The organism is Alcanivorax sp. MD8A, assembly GCF_002888555.1.
In the GTDB taxonomy this organism is placed as follows: Bacteria; Pseudomonadota; Gammaproteobacteria; order Pseudomonadales; family Alcanivoracaceae; genus Alcanivorax.
Genome location: NZ_AQOQ01000012.1, coordinates 97,633 through 113,583, shown reverse-complemented (window position 1 = coordinate 113,583; position 15,951 = coordinate 97,633). Strand labels below are relative to the sequence as shown.

At 58.6% G+C, this 15,951-nt stretch carries 13 protein-coding genes and 1 tRNA gene; 10 read left to right on the top strand and 4 right to left on the bottom strand.

Features of this window, described 5'->3' with window-relative positions:
- Positions 1–28: 28 nt before the first annotated feature.
- Positions 29–1,951: a sensor histidine kinase gene (locus A15D_RS08525; protein WP_233192174.1), complete on the bottom strand. Its 1,923-nt coding sequence runs from the start codon at positions 1,949–1,951 to the stop codon at positions 29–31.
- A gap of 159 nt (positions 1,952–2,110) precedes the next feature.
- Between A15D_RS08525 and A15D_RS08520 the strand changes: the two genes are divergently transcribed.
- From A15D_RS08520 to A15D_RS08500, 5 genes are all read left to right on the top strand, one after another.
- Positions 2,111–4,324 (top strand): AsmA family protein, encoded by a 2,214-nt coding sequence (locus A15D_RS08520; protein ID WP_102791578.1) that lies wholly within the window; start codon positions 2,111–2,113, stop codon positions 4,322–4,324.
- A gap of 89 nt (positions 4,325–4,413) precedes the next feature.
- The gene (gene mutY / locus A15D_RS08515) at positions 4,414–5,502 is read left to right on the top strand and encodes an A/G-specific adenine glycosylase (protein WP_102791588.1); all 1,089 of its coding nucleotides are present in this window, start codon (positions 4,414–4,416) and stop codon (positions 5,500–5,502) included.
- Positions 5,503–5,535: 33 nt separating this feature from the next.
- Entirely contained in the window at positions 5,536–5,820 is a 285-nt protein-coding gene (locus A15D_RS08510) for an oxidative damage protection protein (protein WP_022984765.1), read from the top strand.
- A gap of 53 nt (positions 5,821–5,873) precedes the next feature.
- A tRNA-Phe gene (locus A15D_RS08505) sits at positions 5,874–5,949 on the top strand.
- A 118-nt stretch (positions 5,950–6,067) separates the two neighbouring features.
- Entirely contained in the window at positions 6,068–6,859 is a 792-nt protein-coding gene (locus A15D_RS08500; RefSeq protein WP_102791577.1) for a M48 family metallopeptidase, read from the top strand.
- Positions 6,860–6,934: 75 nt separating this feature from the next.
- On the opposite strand, the gene A15D_RS08495 is transcribed toward A15D_RS08500, so the two are convergent.
- Entirely contained in the window at positions 6,935–8,464 is a 1,530-nt protein-coding gene (locus A15D_RS08495) for an NAD(P)/FAD-dependent oxidoreductase (protein WP_102791576.1), read from the bottom strand.
- A gap of 149 nt (positions 8,465–8,613) precedes the next feature.
- On the opposite strand from A15D_RS08495, the gene A15D_RS08490 reads away from it, so the two are divergent.
- The gene (locus A15D_RS08490; protein WP_102791575.1) at positions 8,614–9,621 is read left to right on the top strand and encodes an AraC family transcriptional regulator; all 1,008 of its coding nucleotides are present in this window, start codon (positions 8,614–8,616) and stop codon (positions 9,619–9,621) included.
- A gap of 147 nt (positions 9,622–9,768) precedes the next feature.
- On the opposite strand, the gene hldE is transcribed toward A15D_RS08490, so the two are convergent.
- The gene (gene hldE, locus A15D_RS08485; protein WP_102791574.1) at positions 9,769–11,202 is read right to left on the bottom strand and encodes a bifunctional D-glycero-beta-D-manno-heptose-7-phosphate kinase/D-glycero-beta-D-manno-heptose 1-phosphate adenylyltransferase HldE; all 1,434 of its coding nucleotides are present in this window, start codon (positions 11,200–11,202) and stop codon (positions 9,769–9,771) included.
- A 190-nt stretch (positions 11,203–11,392) separates the two neighbouring features.
- On the opposite strand from hldE, the gene A15D_RS08480 reads away from it, so the two are divergent.
- The 4 genes from A15D_RS08480 to A15D_RS08465 are packed head-to-tail and all read left to right on the top strand — an operon-like array spanning position 11,393 to position 15,427.
- Positions 11,393–12,559 (top strand): hypothetical protein, encoded by a 1,167-nt coding sequence (locus A15D_RS08480; protein ID WP_102791573.1) that lies wholly within the window; start codon positions 11,393–11,395, stop codon positions 12,557–12,559.
- Positions 12,560–12,574: 15 nt separating this feature from the next.
- Positions 12,575–13,489 carry an LpxL/LpxP family Kdo(2)-lipid IV(A) lauroyl/palmitoleoyl acyltransferase gene (gene lpxL, locus A15D_RS08475; protein ID WP_102791572.1) on the top strand — a complete coding sequence of 305 codons (915 nt, stop codon included), beginning with the start codon at positions 12,575–12,577 and terminating at the stop codon, positions 13,487–13,489.
- Positions 13,489–14,664 carry an O-antigen ligase gene (locus A15D_RS08470; protein WP_102791571.1) on the top strand — a complete coding sequence of 392 codons (1,176 nt, stop codon included), beginning with the start codon at positions 13,489–13,491 and terminating at the stop codon, positions 14,662–14,664. Before lpxL ends, A15D_RS08470 begins: the two co-directional genes overlap by 1 nt.
- Entirely contained in the window at positions 14,651–15,427 is a 777-nt protein-coding gene (locus A15D_RS08465) for a glycosyltransferase family 25 protein (RefSeq protein WP_102791570.1), read from the top strand. Before A15D_RS08470 ends, A15D_RS08465 begins: the two co-directional genes overlap by 14 nt.
- On the opposite strand, the gene A15D_RS08460 is transcribed toward A15D_RS08465, so the two are convergent.
- On the bottom strand, positions 15,424–15,951 hold the full coding sequence (locus A15D_RS08460; RefSeq protein WP_102791569.1) for a DapH/DapD/GlmU-related protein: 528 nt from the start codon (positions 15,949–15,951) through the stop codon (positions 15,424–15,426). The genes A15D_RS08465 and A15D_RS08460 overlap by 4 nt on opposite strands.

The following is a 15,951-nucleotide window of genomic DNA, read 5'->3' as shown; positions in this document are numbered from 1 at the left end:
AGCATGTAAGGCGTTATTCAGAGGCTCCCTAGGCCAGCGGCAATCGCAAGTGCAGGGTAAAGCCCCGACCTGGCCCGGCACTCTCCGCCCACAGCTGCCCGCCCACCTGCTCCACCATGACCCTGGCCATGGCCAGCGACAGCCCGAAGCCCTCTTCGTGGTGGCGCGACCCCATCACAAAGAAGGGCTCAAGAATATGCTCCAGCTGCTCGCTGGTAGCCCCCTTGCCTTCATCACGAATTCGGATATCTGCATGCCCGGCAGGCACATCTACTTCGCTGCTGATATCGATACTGCCCCCCTCTGCACTGAAGCGCAGGGCATTATCCAGGGCCATGGCGAAGACTTCTTTCAGCTCGCTTTCACAGGCACGCACGCGCAGATTGGGTGAGACGCGGTTACGCACCGCCAGCCCGGCACGCTCAATCCGTTCATCCAGATCACGAATCAACGCATCCAGCACCCACATGGGCTGACACGCCCCCATCAGCGGCGGCTGGTTACGATCAGACAGATCAAAATAGCGTAGCGAGGTACCCACAATCCCCGTCAACCGCTTTTGCCCCTTGCGCACCATGGCCCACACATCCGCCTCACTTTCTCCCTGACTGTCCTGGCCCAGGGTATCGGCCGCCCCAATCCAGTTGATCGGGGTATTCAGCTCGTGACTGATGTACTGCAAGAACATGGATTTGTCCTGGTTCATCTGTTCGATATCTGCCAGGTGACGCTCCAGCGTATGTTGCGCCTCCTGCGCCAGCTGCTTGCGCTCATTTTCAAGGAACCGGATCCGGTCTCCCAGCGCCAACGACAGCATGACCACCACCCACAACGCCCCGAAGTGCGGCAGGTAGGGCACCACCACGCTATACGGGATCAGCCCGAGATTACCCAGCGCAAACAGGAAAATGGTGAGGAGAAACACAGACCAGGCCAGCACATACAAACGGGCAACCCGGAACCCCTGGCGCCACACTGTCCAGCCCAGCCAGCTGAACAGCACCACCGTAATCAACGCCACAAAGGTAGACAGGTGATAGGAGTAAGGGGGCTCCAGCACCCACTGCAGCAAAAACGCCACCCCGATGAGAATCTGATAATGCTGCAGCAAGCGTTCATAGCGGGGAAAACGCTGGGCAAGTTGCAGGAACTGCCGGGAATACAGCGACAACGACAGGGCAATCACATAGGTGGCCAGCCAGAAATATTCATTGACCTTGGGCCACTCCGGCCACAGGTACTGCAACCCGAACCCACTGACACAGATATTGAAATAAATGACCCCGCCGAGAAACATGACAAAGTGCAAATGCACGTTGTCTCGCAGCGACAGGTACAGCAGCAGGTTATACACCAGCATGATCACCAGCGAGCCGTAAAACAGCCCCTGCAGGAGCTGCTCCAGATAGGTGAATTCCACCAACCCCTTGGCGCTGTACAGCATGGGCAGCATGTTAAGCGCGCCCTTGCCTCGCACCTTGATGTAGTACTCCGTCATCCCCCCGGCCTCGGTCTCCAGGGCAAAAACGAAGGAACGGTGATTCATCGGGCGCCGTGAGAAGGGGCGGGTATCGCCCACGGCATAGTCACGAAATCCTCCGTGCCCATCCGGCACAAACAGGGTGATGTCATCCAGAATCGGATAGCGCTCCACCAGAAACCAGCTACCCTGCGAGTGTGACGCATCCACGGCAAAGCGCAGCCAAATAGTGCTTTGGGTGAAACCGAAATTCAGTGCATTGCTGTCACTATTGCGGAACCGGCTGGCAAACTGGTTCCGCACCTGATCCAGCGTCCAGTTTCCCTCCGGGTCTTCCAGGATTTGCATCTTCATTCCCAGGGAGACGCGATCCCCGGCGTCCGCCAGCGACACTGGCGAGACCTGAACCCCCCAGGATGCCCGACACAGTAAAACCAGCAATACCAACAATAGTGTGTGGAACTTTCGCAAGCGCCCTTCCCCTAACGTCTCATCGACGGTTGTTTTTCGGCGAGCCGGTAAAATGCCTTGAACATCTCAGTGCCAAGGAGTTTTACAGAGGCGCCGTATAGTCTGTCACTCCCGACTGCTATAATCCGGGTCATCTGGCCAACGCGCAAGGAGAGCTACATGGGACGCCTGCTAAAAATTTTGCTGATCACGGTTTTTGCCATCATCCTGCTATTAGCGATTGCCATTTTTGTGATCACCCAGGTCATTGATCCCAATGAATTCAAACCCGAGATCGAAAAACAGGCCCGCGAACAGGCCAACCTGACCCTGGATATCCAGGGAGATCTCGCCTGGCAGTTCTGGCCTTCGCTCGGCGTCAGCATCGGTCGCACCGAAGCACGCATTGCTGACGAAGACGACCTGTTCGCCGCCCTCAATGACGCCAGCCTCAGCGTGGCCGTGCTCCCCCTGCTCTATGGGCAAGTAGAAATGGATGGCATCAGCATCAGCGGTGTCGAAGTGAACTTGGTCGATAGCCCGGAAGGTGCCAACTGGGAACAAATTGGCCCGCAAACCGAGGCAGAAACCGCCGCTGAAGAAAACCCAGCTGAAGACGACACCAGCAGCGGCAGCATGGATATCCCACTGACCATTCCCAGTGTGGCCGTCACCGATGGCAAGGTCCGCTATCGCAACACCGCCGATGGCACCGACATCGTGGTAGAGCATTTCAATCTGAACGCCCAGGACGTGAACCTGGACGCGCCGTTTCCGCTGCAGATGTCCCTGCGCTATCAGGACCAGAGCGATATGCGCGTGGACCTGAATCTGGACACCGTGCTGGCAGCAGATATCGACAACAGCCACTTTGTTCTTAACCCGATGAAGCTGGACGCCAACATTGCCGGCGCCACCACCATGCCGGTGGAGGTGCATCTGGAGCAGAATCTGGATGTAAACCTCAATGAAGACACCCTCAGCATCAAGGATCTGCTGCTAACCGCCGCGGGCACGCAAACCCGCGGCAATGTGGACGTCAAAGCCCTGACCGGCGATCTCCAGCTCAGCGGCAAGCTCACCACCGAGCCGTTCGATGCCAACAAGGCACTGGAAGCCATTGGCGAAGCGCCCATCGAGACCAGCGATGACAAGGCCCTGAGCAAAGTCGCTCTGGATGCCACCCTTGGCGGCGAGCCCGGCAGCATCATGGTCAGCCCGTTGCAGATCACCCTGGACGACAGCACGCTCAGCGGCAGCGCCGGTCTGGCCAGCCTGGAGAGCGGCAAGATCGTCTTCGATCTGATCCTCGACAAGATTGCGCTGGATGGCTACATGCCGCCGGCCGGCGACACCGAAGAGCCCGTCACCGCTGCCGCCGGCGGCGGCAAGACCGGCGGCACCAACAGCCTCAGCGAGGAAGAGCTGATTCCGGTGGACACCCTGCGTCCGCTGCTGCTGGACGGCAAGCTGGCCATTGGCCAACTCAGCTACGACGGCATCAATGCCAGCGACATGAAATTTGCGGTCACCGCGAAAAACGGTGTCCTCAAACTGACCCAGGCCACCGGCAGCACTCTCGGCGGCAACTTCAGTGCCAACGCCACCCTTGACGCCTCCGGCAGCACCCCGAAACTGTCCGCCAGCAACACGATCCGCACCGTGCAAATCCAGCCCATTGCCCAGATGGCCCTGGAAGACGATCTGGCCAAAGGCATTTTCTCCATGTCAGGCAACTACAGCGCCAGCGGCAACAGCGAGAAAGCACTGATGAACTCCGCCAAGGGCAATATCGACCTGAATCTGACCGATGCCACTGTGCGCGGCCTGAACCTGTACCACACTCTGGTCGGCGGCGTGAACGACATGCTTGGCCAGTTCCAGGGGCTTGCCACCGCGCTCATCCCCGGGCAGGAATCCGGTAAACTGCCCTCCGCCCTGTCAGAAGATACCAAGATCCTTGATCTCGCCTCCAAAGCGCGGCTGGACAAGAATGTCGCCTATCTGGACAGCCTCAACGCGACCCTCAGCAAAGGCGAGATTAGCGGCAACGGCTGGATGAATATCCTCAATCAGGATTTCGATCTGAAGATTGGCATGCAGTCCCCGGAACTCGGCAAATCCAAGTACCTGGAGGGCACCACCTGGCCTCTGCGCTGCGAAGGCAACCTGGCGGGCAGCCCAGCCAAGTGGTGCGGCCCCGACAAGGATGGCTTCAAGGACATCGGCAAACAGGTCGCCGCCAAGGCCACCCAGGACAAGCTGAAGGATAAACTGGGCATTGAAGGCGAAGGCGATACCGCCGAAGAAGTCATCAAGGATGCCGCCCAGAAGAAAGCCAAGGAAGAGGTCAACAAACAACTCCAGGATGGCCTGAAAAAGCTGTTTAAATAAAAGAGGCGGCACACTGCACGCCAAAAACCAAAATCACGTGTAGGGCGGAAATGGGCGAAAGCCCATCCGCCGTTACCATCCAGAACCTGATGCCCATCGAATCTCTTAGCCCAAAACGTTTCAGTCAGGCACTGCTGGCCTGGTACGACCAGCACGGTCGCCAGGACCTGCCCTGGCAGCATCCGCGCACGCCCTACCAGGTGTGGATCTCTGAAATCATGCTGCAGCAGACCCAGGTCGCCACGGTGATCCCGTACTTCGAGCGCTTCATGAAACGCTTCCCGGATGTACAAACCCTGGCCCTGGCCGAGCAGGATGAAGTGCTGCACCTGTGGACCGGGCTGGGCTACTACGCGCGCGCGCGCAATCTGCACAAGTGCGCCAGGCAGCTGCTGGAAAATTATCAGGGAGAGTTCCCCAACACCGTGGACGAAGTGGCCACCCTGCCCGGCATTGGCCGCTCCACCGCCGGTGCCATCCTTGCCCAGAGCCGCGGGGTGCGCGCCGCCATCCTCGATGGCAATGTGAAACGGGTGCTGGCCCGCTATCATGCGGTACCCGGCTGGCCCGGCAAGAAACCGGTAGAAACCCGCCTATGGGAGCTGTCCGAGTATTACACTCCCGATACCCGACTGGCGGATTACACCCAGGCAATCATGGATCTGGGCGCCACCCTGTGCCGTCGAGGCACCCCGGACTGCGGCGCCTGCCCCCTCCAGCGCGGATGCCAGGCCCACGCCAACGGTAATCCGCAGGATTACCCCGGCAAGAAACCGAAAAAAGCCCTGCCCGTCCGCGCCACCATCATGCTCATTCTGCGAGACCCGACAGGACGGGTCTGGCTGGAGCAACGCCCGCAGCAAGGCATCTGGGGCGGGCTCTGGTGTTTCCCCCAGACCGAGACGGAACACCCACTGGCCGAGGCCCTCAACGCCCGCGCCTTTTCCGCGGTAGACGCGCCGCAGCCGCTCGCGTCGTTTCGTCACACCTTCAGCCACTACCACCTGGATATTTCACCACTGGAAGTGACCGTGCAGGCGGCAGGCACCCGCGACACGACGAGCCTCGAAGACGGTCGCTGGGTGAATCCCCAGGCCCCCGGCAAGCTCGGACTGGCCGCACCGGTGAAAAAGCTGCTGGCCACGCTGGACGCACCGCGCCAGCCACGCATGTTATAGTCCCCAACACACTCACACAGCCACGGAGTTGCCATGAGCCGCACGGTACTGTGCCGCAAATACCAGAGCGAACTGGAAGGACTCGATCGCCCCCCCTTCCCCGGCCCGAAGGGGCAGGACATTTTCGATAACGTGTCGAAGAAAGCCTGGCAGGAATGGCTCCACGAGCAGACCATGCTGATCAACGAGAAACACCTGAACGTGATGGACCCACAGGCCAAGACCTTTCTCGACGAACAACGTGATCGTTTTCTGAACAACGAGAGCTACGAAAAAGCCGAGGGTTACACCCCCGTTGCTCACGATGCGAACAAATAAACCCGCATGGCTTGACGCACCCGTCTCCAGCGGCTTTAATACGCGCCCTGATTGCCCGGATAGCTCAGTCGGTAGAGCAGGGGATTGAAAATCCCCGTGTCGGTGGTTCGATTCCGCCTCCGGGCACCATCTTCGAAAAGGCCTCGCTTCGCGAGGCCTTTTTCGTTTCCGCTCCCCGCCCACCGGCTACCCAAGCCCGCCGCGCTACGTTACCGTGAATGTTCGACCCGCAACCTGGCAATGCGCCGTGCAACGACCCTGGCTTCTACTACTCTCGCTTCTGGTTTTATCCGGCTGCGACAACACACCTACCGGCCGTGAACAACTGGCTCTGGTGCCGGACACCCTGATGGCCGACTTTGGCCGGCAAGCCTTCGTGCAAATGCAGCAGCAACTGCCTGCCAGCCAGAATGACAACGCCAACAGCCAGGTTCAGTGTGTCGCTGAGTATCTGATAAGCCGCATCCCGGCACGTTTTCCGGATTCGCCGTTGCCAGACAGCTGGGAGATTGTGGTCTTTGCCGATGCCACCCCTAACGCCTTCGCATTGCCTGGCGGCAAAATCGGCGTCAATGAAGGGCTGCTTCAGGTCGCCAATAACGATGCGCAATTGGCCGCCGTGATCGGCCATGAGATTGCCCATGTTCTGGCACGCCACGGCAACGAGCGCCTGACCCAGGAACTGGGTATCAAGGCTGTCTTGTTTCTGATCGGGCTGTTCAGTGAAGGGGACGCGGATACCGAGAATATCCTGCAGGCATTGGGCGTCGGCGCCTGGCTGGGCATTGCCCTGCCGTTCAGCCGCGCTCACGAAGAAGAAGCCGATGTGATGGGACTGGAGTTAATGGCAAGCGCCGGTTTTGATCCCCGACAAAGCACCCAGCTATGGCGCAACATGGCCGCCGCCAGCGGCGCACAACCGCTGGAGTTTCTGTCTACTCACCCCAATCACGAATCGCGCATTGAAATGCTGGGAGAAAAGATGGACGCCGCGCTTCGGCTTTATCAACAAAGCTCGCCAGTGTCCTGCAACCAGTAAATCCGGGCCTTGCAAGCCAGGCTCCAGCAGTACGAAAACCACCGTTGGAGCCTGGTTCACAAGGCGAACCGGCCACTATACTCTGGCGGCACCCACCGCAGCAGGGTTTTTAACCGCCGGCTGCCAACGGTAATCTTTCATGTTCACATTCCAGGTGCGAGCCATGAACTGGAACGTTGCATGGGGCCACAGGGCCGTATTGCGGCCATCCGCCTGCTGGTACCAGCTGGTGCAACCGCCGTTCTGCCACACGGTGCCTTTCAGCTCGTCCTGCAGCTTGTCGTTGTAGCGATCCTGCACTTCCTGCTTCACATCCAGCCAGGCATCACCTCGGGCATCCAGCTTGCCGATGGCATCCATGATGTACCGCACCTGGCTTTCGATCATGAAGATAATGGAGTTGTGGCCCAGGCCGGTATTCGGCCCCACCAGCTGGAACATGTTCGGGTAACCGCTCACGGTCGTGCCGAGATAGGCTTGGGCCGCGTCTTTCCAGTCGTCCTGCAAACGGCGCCCGGGCAGCCCGGTAATCTCGAAATCCTTCATGTAGATCCGCGGGTCCACCACAAAGCCGGTGCCCAGCACCAGACAATCCGCCTGCTGCTCGGAACCATCGCTGAACACCACGCTGTTCTCACGGATTTCCTTCACCCCTTCAGTCACCAACGCCACGTTATCGCGGTTAAAGGTCGGGTAATAGGCATTGGAGATCAGAATGCGCTTACACCCCAGGGTGTAATTGGGCACCAGCTTGCGAGCGGTTTCCTTGTCTTTCACCTGATAGTGGATAAAGGCCTTCAGAGCGGGCTCGGCCAGCCGCGCAATGCGCGGGTTGAAGATCGGCAGTACCCGGGCTTCATTACTCAGATACAGGCGCAAACGATGCAGCTGGCGCAGGGCAGGCACCCGGCGGAACAACCACTTGCTCATGCCAGAGTAGGCACGCTCGTCGCGGGGGATGATCCACGGCGGGGTCCGTTGCACCACCGTCAGATGACCGGCCTCTTGCGCCACATGGGGTACATACTGGATCGCACTGGCACCGGTACCGATGGACACGACCTTCTTGCCGCTCATGTCGTAATCGTGATCCCACTGGGCGGAGTGAATGATCTTGCCCTTGAAGTTCTCCATGCCCTTGAAGTTGGGGAAGGACGGCACATGCAGCGGCCCGCTGGCCAGCACCCAATGCTGACAGATCAGCTGGCTGCCGTCGGCCAGATTCAGGGTCCACAGGGCGGCCTGGTCATCAAAATGGGCACCGGTCACCTCGGCATTGAAGCGGGTGAACTGACGAATGTTGTGCTTGTCGGTCACTCCCTGAATGTAATCGTGAATCTCCTGCTGCCCGCTGTAGCGATGGCTCCAGTCCGGGTTCGCTTCAAACGAGAAGGAATACATGTGCGACTGCACATCACAGGCCGCGCCCGGGTAGCTGTTGTGGTACCAGGTCCCCCCCAGGCCATCGCCTTTTTCCAGAATCACAAAATCATCGATGCCGGCCTCACGCAGCTTGATCGCCATGCACAGGCCGCCGAAGCCGCCGCCAACAATGGCGACTTTGACGCGACGGGTTTTAACGTTGATACGGGCCTGACTTGTCATTGGTATTCTCCTCGGGACGCTCACGGGCTCCTCGGGAACCTCTGAATAACGCCTTGCATGCTCAGCGGTTCCCTTGATGGCAGCACTCTAGCCTTGCCAGCCCCCTGTGAATACGTGTTAACCTGACCAAAAATTGATAATTTCGGCCAATGTCAGCACGCTCCATTCTTGCCCTCATCTATACCATCGAACTGCTCGAGACCGAGAAGGGGATCGACTGTGGCCCGGTGCTGGCCCGTCATGGGCTGGATAAGGACAAATTGGACCCAAGCAGTGAGATCGGCCGTGACCGGGAACTGCTGATCCTCACCGAGCTACTACCCCAGGTCGACGACCCCATGCTGGGGTTCGAAATGGGCAGCCGCTTCGGGTTTGCCGGTTACGGACAACTGGCCATGCTGCTGATGACCAGCGAAACCGCCTTTCAAGGGTTTCAGTTCGGGGTGCAATATCAGGCCCTGACCTACCTCTACGGCGAAATCGCCCTGATCCCCGGCGAACACACCACCGCCCTGGAGCTTTACCCGATCCCGCTGCCGCCGGAAGTGTCGCGCACCCTGATCGACCGGGACATGGTCGGCACCTTCAAGCTGGTCAACGACATCCAGACCCAACTCAACCTGAACCTGAAACCCGTCGAAGTGTGGATGCCCTACCCGCGCCCGCGCTGTGCCGACCGCTTCGAGGCCTATTTTGGCTGCCCGATCCGCTATGACCAGCCCCACTGCAAGGCAGTGATCCGCAACGAGGACATGGCCATTCGCCTGCCAGGTTATAACCGCATGGCACAGGACATGTACCGCGAACAGTGCGACGCTATGCTCGCCCGCCGCGAAGCCCCCACTGATGACCTGGCGGCCCGGGTTGGTGCCTATCTGAACCTGTTCGCCCGCAGCTTCCCCACTGCCGAACAGGTCGCCCAGGCCTTCAGCATCCCGGAACGCAGCTTTCGCCGACAACTCAGCAAGGAAGGCCACCCGTACCAAGGCATCATGGACAAGGTCCGTGAAGACAAGGCAAAACGTTATCTGGCCGACTCCGACCGAAGCATCGCCGACATCGCAGAACTACTGGGCTACAGTGAATCCGCAGCATTCGTGCGAGCGTTTGAACGGTGGACGGGGGTGACACCGGCAAAACACAGGAAAGGCAGTTAACAGTTAATAGTGAACAGTTAACAGCGACGCGTGCTCGCGCTCTGCATGTTGAAACGTAAGAGGCCGCGCCCAAGGAGTAGGCGCGGCCTCTTGCGTTTGAAAAATCAAAAAAGGCTGCTCGCGCAGCTGTTAACTGTTCACTATTAACTATTCACTGTCTTTCTTGATTCGTTCCACGATTTTCGTCGTCGAGATGTCATCAATAAAGTCGAGCACCTTCACCTCTCCGCCGTAGCCCTTCACAAACTCGTGGCCGACCACTTCTTCCACACTGTAGTCGCCGCCTTTCACCAGCACGTCCGGCTTTATGGCTTCCAGCAGTGGCTCAGGGGTATCGGTATCGAAGGCGACCACCCAGTCCACCGCTTCCAGCGCAGCGAGGACGGCCATGCGGCGATCCAGAGGGTTGATGGGGCGGCCAGGGCCTTTCAGGCGGCGGATGGAGTCATCTCCGTTCACCGCCAGCACCAGACGGTCGCCCTGGCGGCGGGCGGAATCCAGATAGCCCACGTGGCCGGCATGGATGATGTCGAAGCAGCCATTGGTGAACACGATCTTCTCCCCCTGGGCACGCGCATCCTCAATGGCAATCAACAGTTGCTCTTCACTCATGACCCCACGACCAAAGCCACCCTCCTGGTGCACCGCACGGCGCAACTCAGGCGCAGAGACCACCGCCGTGCCCAGCTTGCCGACCACAATACCGGCAGCAATATTGGCCAGCGCCACAGCATCTTCCATGGGTGCCCCCGCCGCCAGCGAGGCCGCCAGTACGGAAATCACCGTGTCACCGGCGCCGGTGACATCGAACACCTCTCGGGCCCGGGCCGGCAAATGCAGTTCCGGCTTGCCGTCGCGCAGCAGGGTCATTCCCTTCTCGCTGCGGGTCACCAGCAGCGCCTGCAGATCGAACTCCCGGATCAGTTGTTGCCCCTTGTTGATCAGGTCCTGCTCGTCTTTCACCGGCCCGGCAACTGCTTCAAACTCGCTCAAATTAGGGGTTAGCAGGGTGGCCCCGCGGTAGCGACTGAAATCCGTCCCCTTCGGGTCTACCAGCACCGGCACGCCGGCCTCGCGGGCAAGTGCAATCAGCCCCTGACAATCACGCAGGGCACCCTTGGCATAGTCCGATAACACCAGTGCGCCGCAATGGGCCAGCTGGGCTTTGACCTTCTCGGCAAAGGGCGCGGGGTCCTGGTCGTGAAACGCTTCTTCGAAATCCAGCCGCAACAATTGCTGCTGGCGACTGATCACCCGCAGCTTGGTAATGGTTGGCAGCCCGGCCACCTTCTGGAAATGGCATCCCACATCGGCGGCGTTCAGTCGTTCTTCCAGTATGGTTGCGGCTTCATCCTCCCCGGTGACCCCCACCAGCTCGGCACGCGCGCCCAGCGCGGCCATGTTCAAGGCCACGTTCGCCGCCCCGCCCGGGCGATCTTCCAGCTCGGTAACCCGCACCACCGGCACGGGCGCTTCCGGCGAAATCCGTCCCGTGGGACCATGCCAATAGCGATCAAGCATGACGTCACCGGCCACCAGAACACGGGCCTTGGCAAGAGCAGGAATGTGCGGATTGTGCATAGGGTCTCCAAAACACAACAGAGCCGGATTTCGGCGCAGTGTAGCATAGCGGGCACAACATCAGGCGCCCAACCGGCACAGAGCTGGATGCCCGCAAGCCGAGCCATTAAACTTGCGCACCGCAACATGCCAACACCCTGGTTCACGGGGTATCATGCGGCTAACCACTACCATGGAGCGACAGGCCCCTATGCCACCTTTACCCCCCAACATCATGCAAGGACGCTGGTTACGTTGGTGGTTGACCCTGTCCTTCGCCGTCATGTTCAGCGGCACCTTTCTGTTCAATTCCCGCATTGGTCTGCTCAATGTGCTGGACGTACTGTTCTTCCTGCCGTCCCTCACCCTGCTGACCCGGGCCATTGTCAGCGGGGATTACCGGCTGATGGCGTCCCCCTTACTGGTCCCCCTGTATCTTCTGCTGGGCTGGGCACTGTTGAGCATGGCCTGGGCCGACGAGCCCAACACCTCACGGACCGTCCGGGGCGTGGTACAGATCGTGGTTATGGTGGGTATTTTCCGCTGGTTGCACATGTATTTCCGCAACACCTTCCGTCAGGCCATGGCCAACGGGGCCCTGTGTGCCATGGTGGTCGGCTTTATGGTGATCATCAGTTATTACACGACACAGCCGCTCAGCAGCCCACTGTTCAGCGAACCCGCCAACCTGATTTTCCGTCTGCCCTCACTGGATCCCTCCATGGCGCTGATGGCCATGGTCGCCCCGACCTTTATTCTGGTGGCACAAGGGCTGGATGAAGGCGCAAACGGCAAGGGTGCCCGCCGATTGGTCGGCGCCGCCGTCGGGATTGTCTTTATCGGGCTCGTCTCCCTGCCCCTGGGACTGATGAGCCTGTTGCTGATTGTGGCCTGGATCGTGGCACGCAGCCCCCGTCACTGGCTGGCAATCATCCCGGTACTCGCAGCGCTCTACCTGATGGTTCAAGGCAGCAGCGATGTCGCACTGAGCAAATATTTCCTGAACCCTCTGGTTGGCACTGGCCTCAACCAGGAAAACCTTAATGGCGTGGTGGCTCACCATGCTGACAAACTGGAAGTGCTTGCCCATCCTCGCAACATCTTCCTTCTGCTGGTACACAACCTCGGGCTAATCGGCCTTATCCTGTTCATCGCCAGCTGGGCCAGCCCGATCGCCGGACTGATCCAACGCCAGGAATTCTGGAAGGGCGGCAACGCCTACACCATTGCCGCTCTCCCCGGGCTGTGCATGGCCTTTGCTGCAGGTTCATACCTGATTGCCCCCTTCCATGCCAGCTGGTTGAGCCTGTGGCTTCCTCTTGCGCTTCTCTGTGCTCGCCTGTGCGAGCGGCCTTCCGCCCAGCCAGCCCTGCGCTAACCAGCCGAGACCTCCATGGGAAAACGAAAACAACGCCCCACACGCCTGTCAGATCCGCGGCTCATCCCCAGCTGGATAGGAATCGTTTTGTTCTGGCTGGTCGGGCAACTGCCCTGGAATATGCTGCTCGCCACCGGGCGCGGCGTTGGCCACCTGGGCTGGCACCTTGTCAAAAAACGGCGCCATATTGCCCTCACCAATATCCGCCTGTGCTTTCCGGAACTGTCTCGCGAAGAGCAGGAAGCGTTGGCAAAACGCAGCGTCATCAGTACCGGCGAAGCCATTCTGGAAATGGCTGGCAGCTTCAGCAACCACCGCATCAATCTGGATAAACGCCTCACCATTACAGGCATGGAGCACATCGAGAAGGCGCAAGCCGAAGGGCGCGGAGTTTTACTGCTGGGCATGCATTTCAACAGCCTGGATGTGGGGAGCCGGTTACTCGGCTACGGAGTGGATTTCCATGGTGTCTATCGTCCCAATGACAACCCGGTCATTGACCGCCTGATCAATAAGGGGCGCAGCAATTACATGGCAAGCTCGGTAAAGCGCTCTGACATTCGCCAGATGGTGCGACTCCTCAAGAATGGCCAGATCCTCTGGTATGCCCCTGACCAGGACTACGGCATTGCCCACGCCGTGTTTGTTCCTTTCTTCGGCATCCCCGCCGCCACCATTACCGCTACCTCCCGCATTGCCAGAATGGGCAACGCTGCGGTTGTTCCCTGTGCCCACTACCGGTTACCCGGCGGGCAGTACGAAATCGAGTTTGGTCCGGCACTGGAGGGGTTCCCCTGCGGCGACGACGAACAGGATACCGCCCGCATCAACCGCACAATCGAACACTATGTGCGCAAGCAGCCTGAGCAGTATTTATGGGTACATAAACGTTTCAAGCATCAACCCGCAGGGCAGCCCAAACGCTACTAATGACTCTCTCCAATTCACGAATCGAGCACTTTTTCTCTTTGTGGCTACTCTTTGGGTTGCTGCTTTATGTCTGCGGATTCTTCCTGGCCCCCTCCAGCAAGTCGCAATACCTGACGCTGTATATCGGGCTGATACTACCCACACTGTATTTCAGCTTTTTTCACTTCCGATCCTATTACCTGTCTAACAACCGTCGACTGCTTTGGCTTCTGCTGGTACTGGTATTGCTGTACTTACCCTCTGCCTGGGTAGCCACTGATGTAGTAGATACGTTGCGAAAAAATCTGAAGGGCGTGCTGTTAGTGCTCAGTCTCGCGCTAGCGGTCTATCATCTGTCGTGTCGCTGGCCCAACATTTATCAGGCGTTACCCACCCTCCTGTTAGCAAGCAGCATCACCGCGCTGGCGCTTTACTTTGTGGCGCTCAGCCAGAGCGGCCAACTGCCCCACGGCACCCCGGGGCTTGGCAATCTCGCCGACAACCCGAACGAAGCCGGACTCGCTTTGTCAGTTGGATTACTCCTGTTGACGGTTCATCTGATAAAGAAACCTTCTGCAATCGGGGCCCTGGTTGTTATCCCCTTCCTGTTTGCCATCTACTTTGCCTATAGCCGCTCAGCCATGCTGGCTCTGGCCGTCGCCCTTCCCTTTGCCGTGTTGTTTGAGCTAGGCAAATCACGCCTGGCTTGCTTATGGATGCTCACTGTTGCCTTCACCGGCATCATCATTCTTTTACTGATGGCGGGCGGCATGCTGAATGCGGACAGGCTACTGACACACCGCCCCTCCTTGTGGATGGAATTTTTGGACAAGAACCCCGGTTTCCACTGGCTGTGGGGCGCGGGCCTGTCCGGTAGCATTACCATCTTCTCTGAAACCCTGAATCAGAAACTGGAACCTCACAGCTTGTATTTCGCCCTGGTCCTCAGGGGCGGGCTAATCAGTCTGGGGCTGTTTATCTGCCTGGTCATTGCATCTGTCAGACAGCATGGCAAAAAACCATCCACCGGAAGCATTTGGCTTTATATACTGTTATTTGGGCTCACAGCCCAATGCTTTGAGGGGGTGTACCCGGTTCGTCCACCAAATAGTTTCTGGCTGTATACGTGGCTTCCGTTACTCATGTTGTTTTTGACCTGTAAACCCAAGAGCGGGAGACCTGATGCCGCCCAGTAAACAGCCTTTTAACATCCTGGCAATCGCACAACCCACCGAGATTGAGCGGCGCAAGCATCTCGACGAGATGCTGTCTGGCTTGGGTTTACACTACAAGCTGGTCCGGACCTCCCCGCCCGTCCCACAAAATCGCTGGCATGAAGCCGGCTTTAACCACCAAAAGTCCAAATCAATCCTGGGTAGAGACTTGTCTCCTGGGGAAATTGGCTGTTTCCTGAGTCATCGGAATGCATGGAAAGAAGCAGCACGATCCAATCAACCCTCACTAATTCTTGAGGGCGACGCCAAGCTTGATCAAGATTCCGCAAAAGTATGCGAGCTATTATCTGTGCCAACCAGGCGATGGGAACTCGCCATGCTCTATTACTCGAAGTGCGTCCCGTCTGTGTGGCAACAGCAGAGACTGGATGAGACCTTTCGGTTAGCCAAATTTGCCAATCGCAGGGCTTACTGTCTTGCCGCTTATATGCTGACCCCTGAAGGCGCGAAGAAGCTGCTGGAACTCAGCGAAACGTTTCATCTGCCAGCCGACGACTTTGTTTCCGGTGGATGGATAAAGAAAGATCTGGATATGTTTGCTGTCGTACCCAAGGCGGCGGGGCTTTGCTCGGTTCAGTCCAGTCAGTCCAACCTCGAAACAGGGCGACAGAAGAACAAAAACCGGAAACACAAACAAAAAGATAACAGCCGAACACTGCGTAAGATCGAGTTGTATCTGAGGGAACTTGGCCAGCGATACCGATGGCCGCGAAAAAGCCTTTAGTGATCAGCGGGACGCTGACTAAGATCTTTTAACTCTTTGGCGGGCACACCGCCCACCAGAGTAAAGGGCAGCACCGACCGGGTTACTACTGCCCCCGCCGCAACAACCGCCCCATCGCCGATCTCAACTCCCGCCGTCACAATCGCGCCGGCACCAATCCAGACATCCCTGCCAACGGTGATCGGCGCCCCGGTCGTACCGCGACGTTCGTCGTCATTCAAATACAAGCTGTGCTGGGCGCCTTCAAAGCACACCCGAGGGCCAATACGGCAGCACTCGCCCAATGTGATCGGGGCCTTGGGGCAGGCAAATCGAACCTCCGTGTTAATGAAGCAGCCTTTGCCAATCGTCACTCTGGTCGCCCCCCCAATTGGCCGCAGAACCACAGGACCATACACCGTCGAACGACCAGCCATACGAAACCCTGCGGCCTTGAGTAGCAACCAGCGAATCTTGTCACTGAACTTCAGCCTCGGGAGATGATTCGCCAACCCGAGAAACAGGCTCTCACGCCACTGTTGCAT

Coding starts and splice junctions, on each gene's coding strand:
- A15D_RS08520 (WP_102791578.1), top strand. CDS start 2,111: ATGGGACGCCTGCTAAAAATTTTGCTGATCACGGTTTTTGCCATCATC.
- mutY (WP_102791588.1), top strand. CDS start 4,414: ATGCCCATCGAATCTCTTAGCCCAAAACGTTTCAGTCAGGCACTGCTG.
- A15D_RS08510 (WP_022984765.1), top strand. CDS start 5,536: ATGAGCCGCACGGTACTGTGCCGCAAATACCAGAGCGAACTGGAAGGA.
- A15D_RS08495 (WP_102791576.1), bottom strand. CDS start 8,464: ATGACAAGTCAGGCCCGTATCAACGTTAAAACCCGTCGCGTCAAAGTC.
- A15D_RS08490 (WP_102791575.1), top strand. CDS start 8,614: ATGTCAGCACGCTCCATTCTTGCCCTCATCTATACCATCGAACTGCTC.
- hldE (WP_102791574.1), bottom strand. CDS start 11,202: ATGCACAATCCGCACATTCCTGCTCTTGCCAAGGCCCGTGTTCTGGTG.
- A15D_RS08480 (WP_102791573.1), top strand. CDS start 11,393: ATGCCACCTTTACCCCCCAACATCATGCAAGGACGCTGGTTACGTTGG.
- lpxL (WP_102791572.1), top strand. CDS start 12,575: ATGGGAAAACGAAAACAACGCCCCACACGCCTGTCAGATCCGCGGCTC.
- A15D_RS08470 (WP_102791571.1), top strand. CDS start 13,489: ATGACTCTCTCCAATTCACGAATCGAGCACTTTTTCTCTTTGTGGCTA.
- A15D_RS08465 (WP_102791570.1), top strand. CDS start 14,651: ATGCCGCCCAGTAAACAGCCTTTTAACATCCTGGCAATCGCACAACCC.
- A15D_RS08460 (WP_102791569.1), bottom strand. CDS start 15,951: ATGCAACAGTGGCGTGAGAGCCTGTTTCTCGGGTTGGCGAATCATCTC.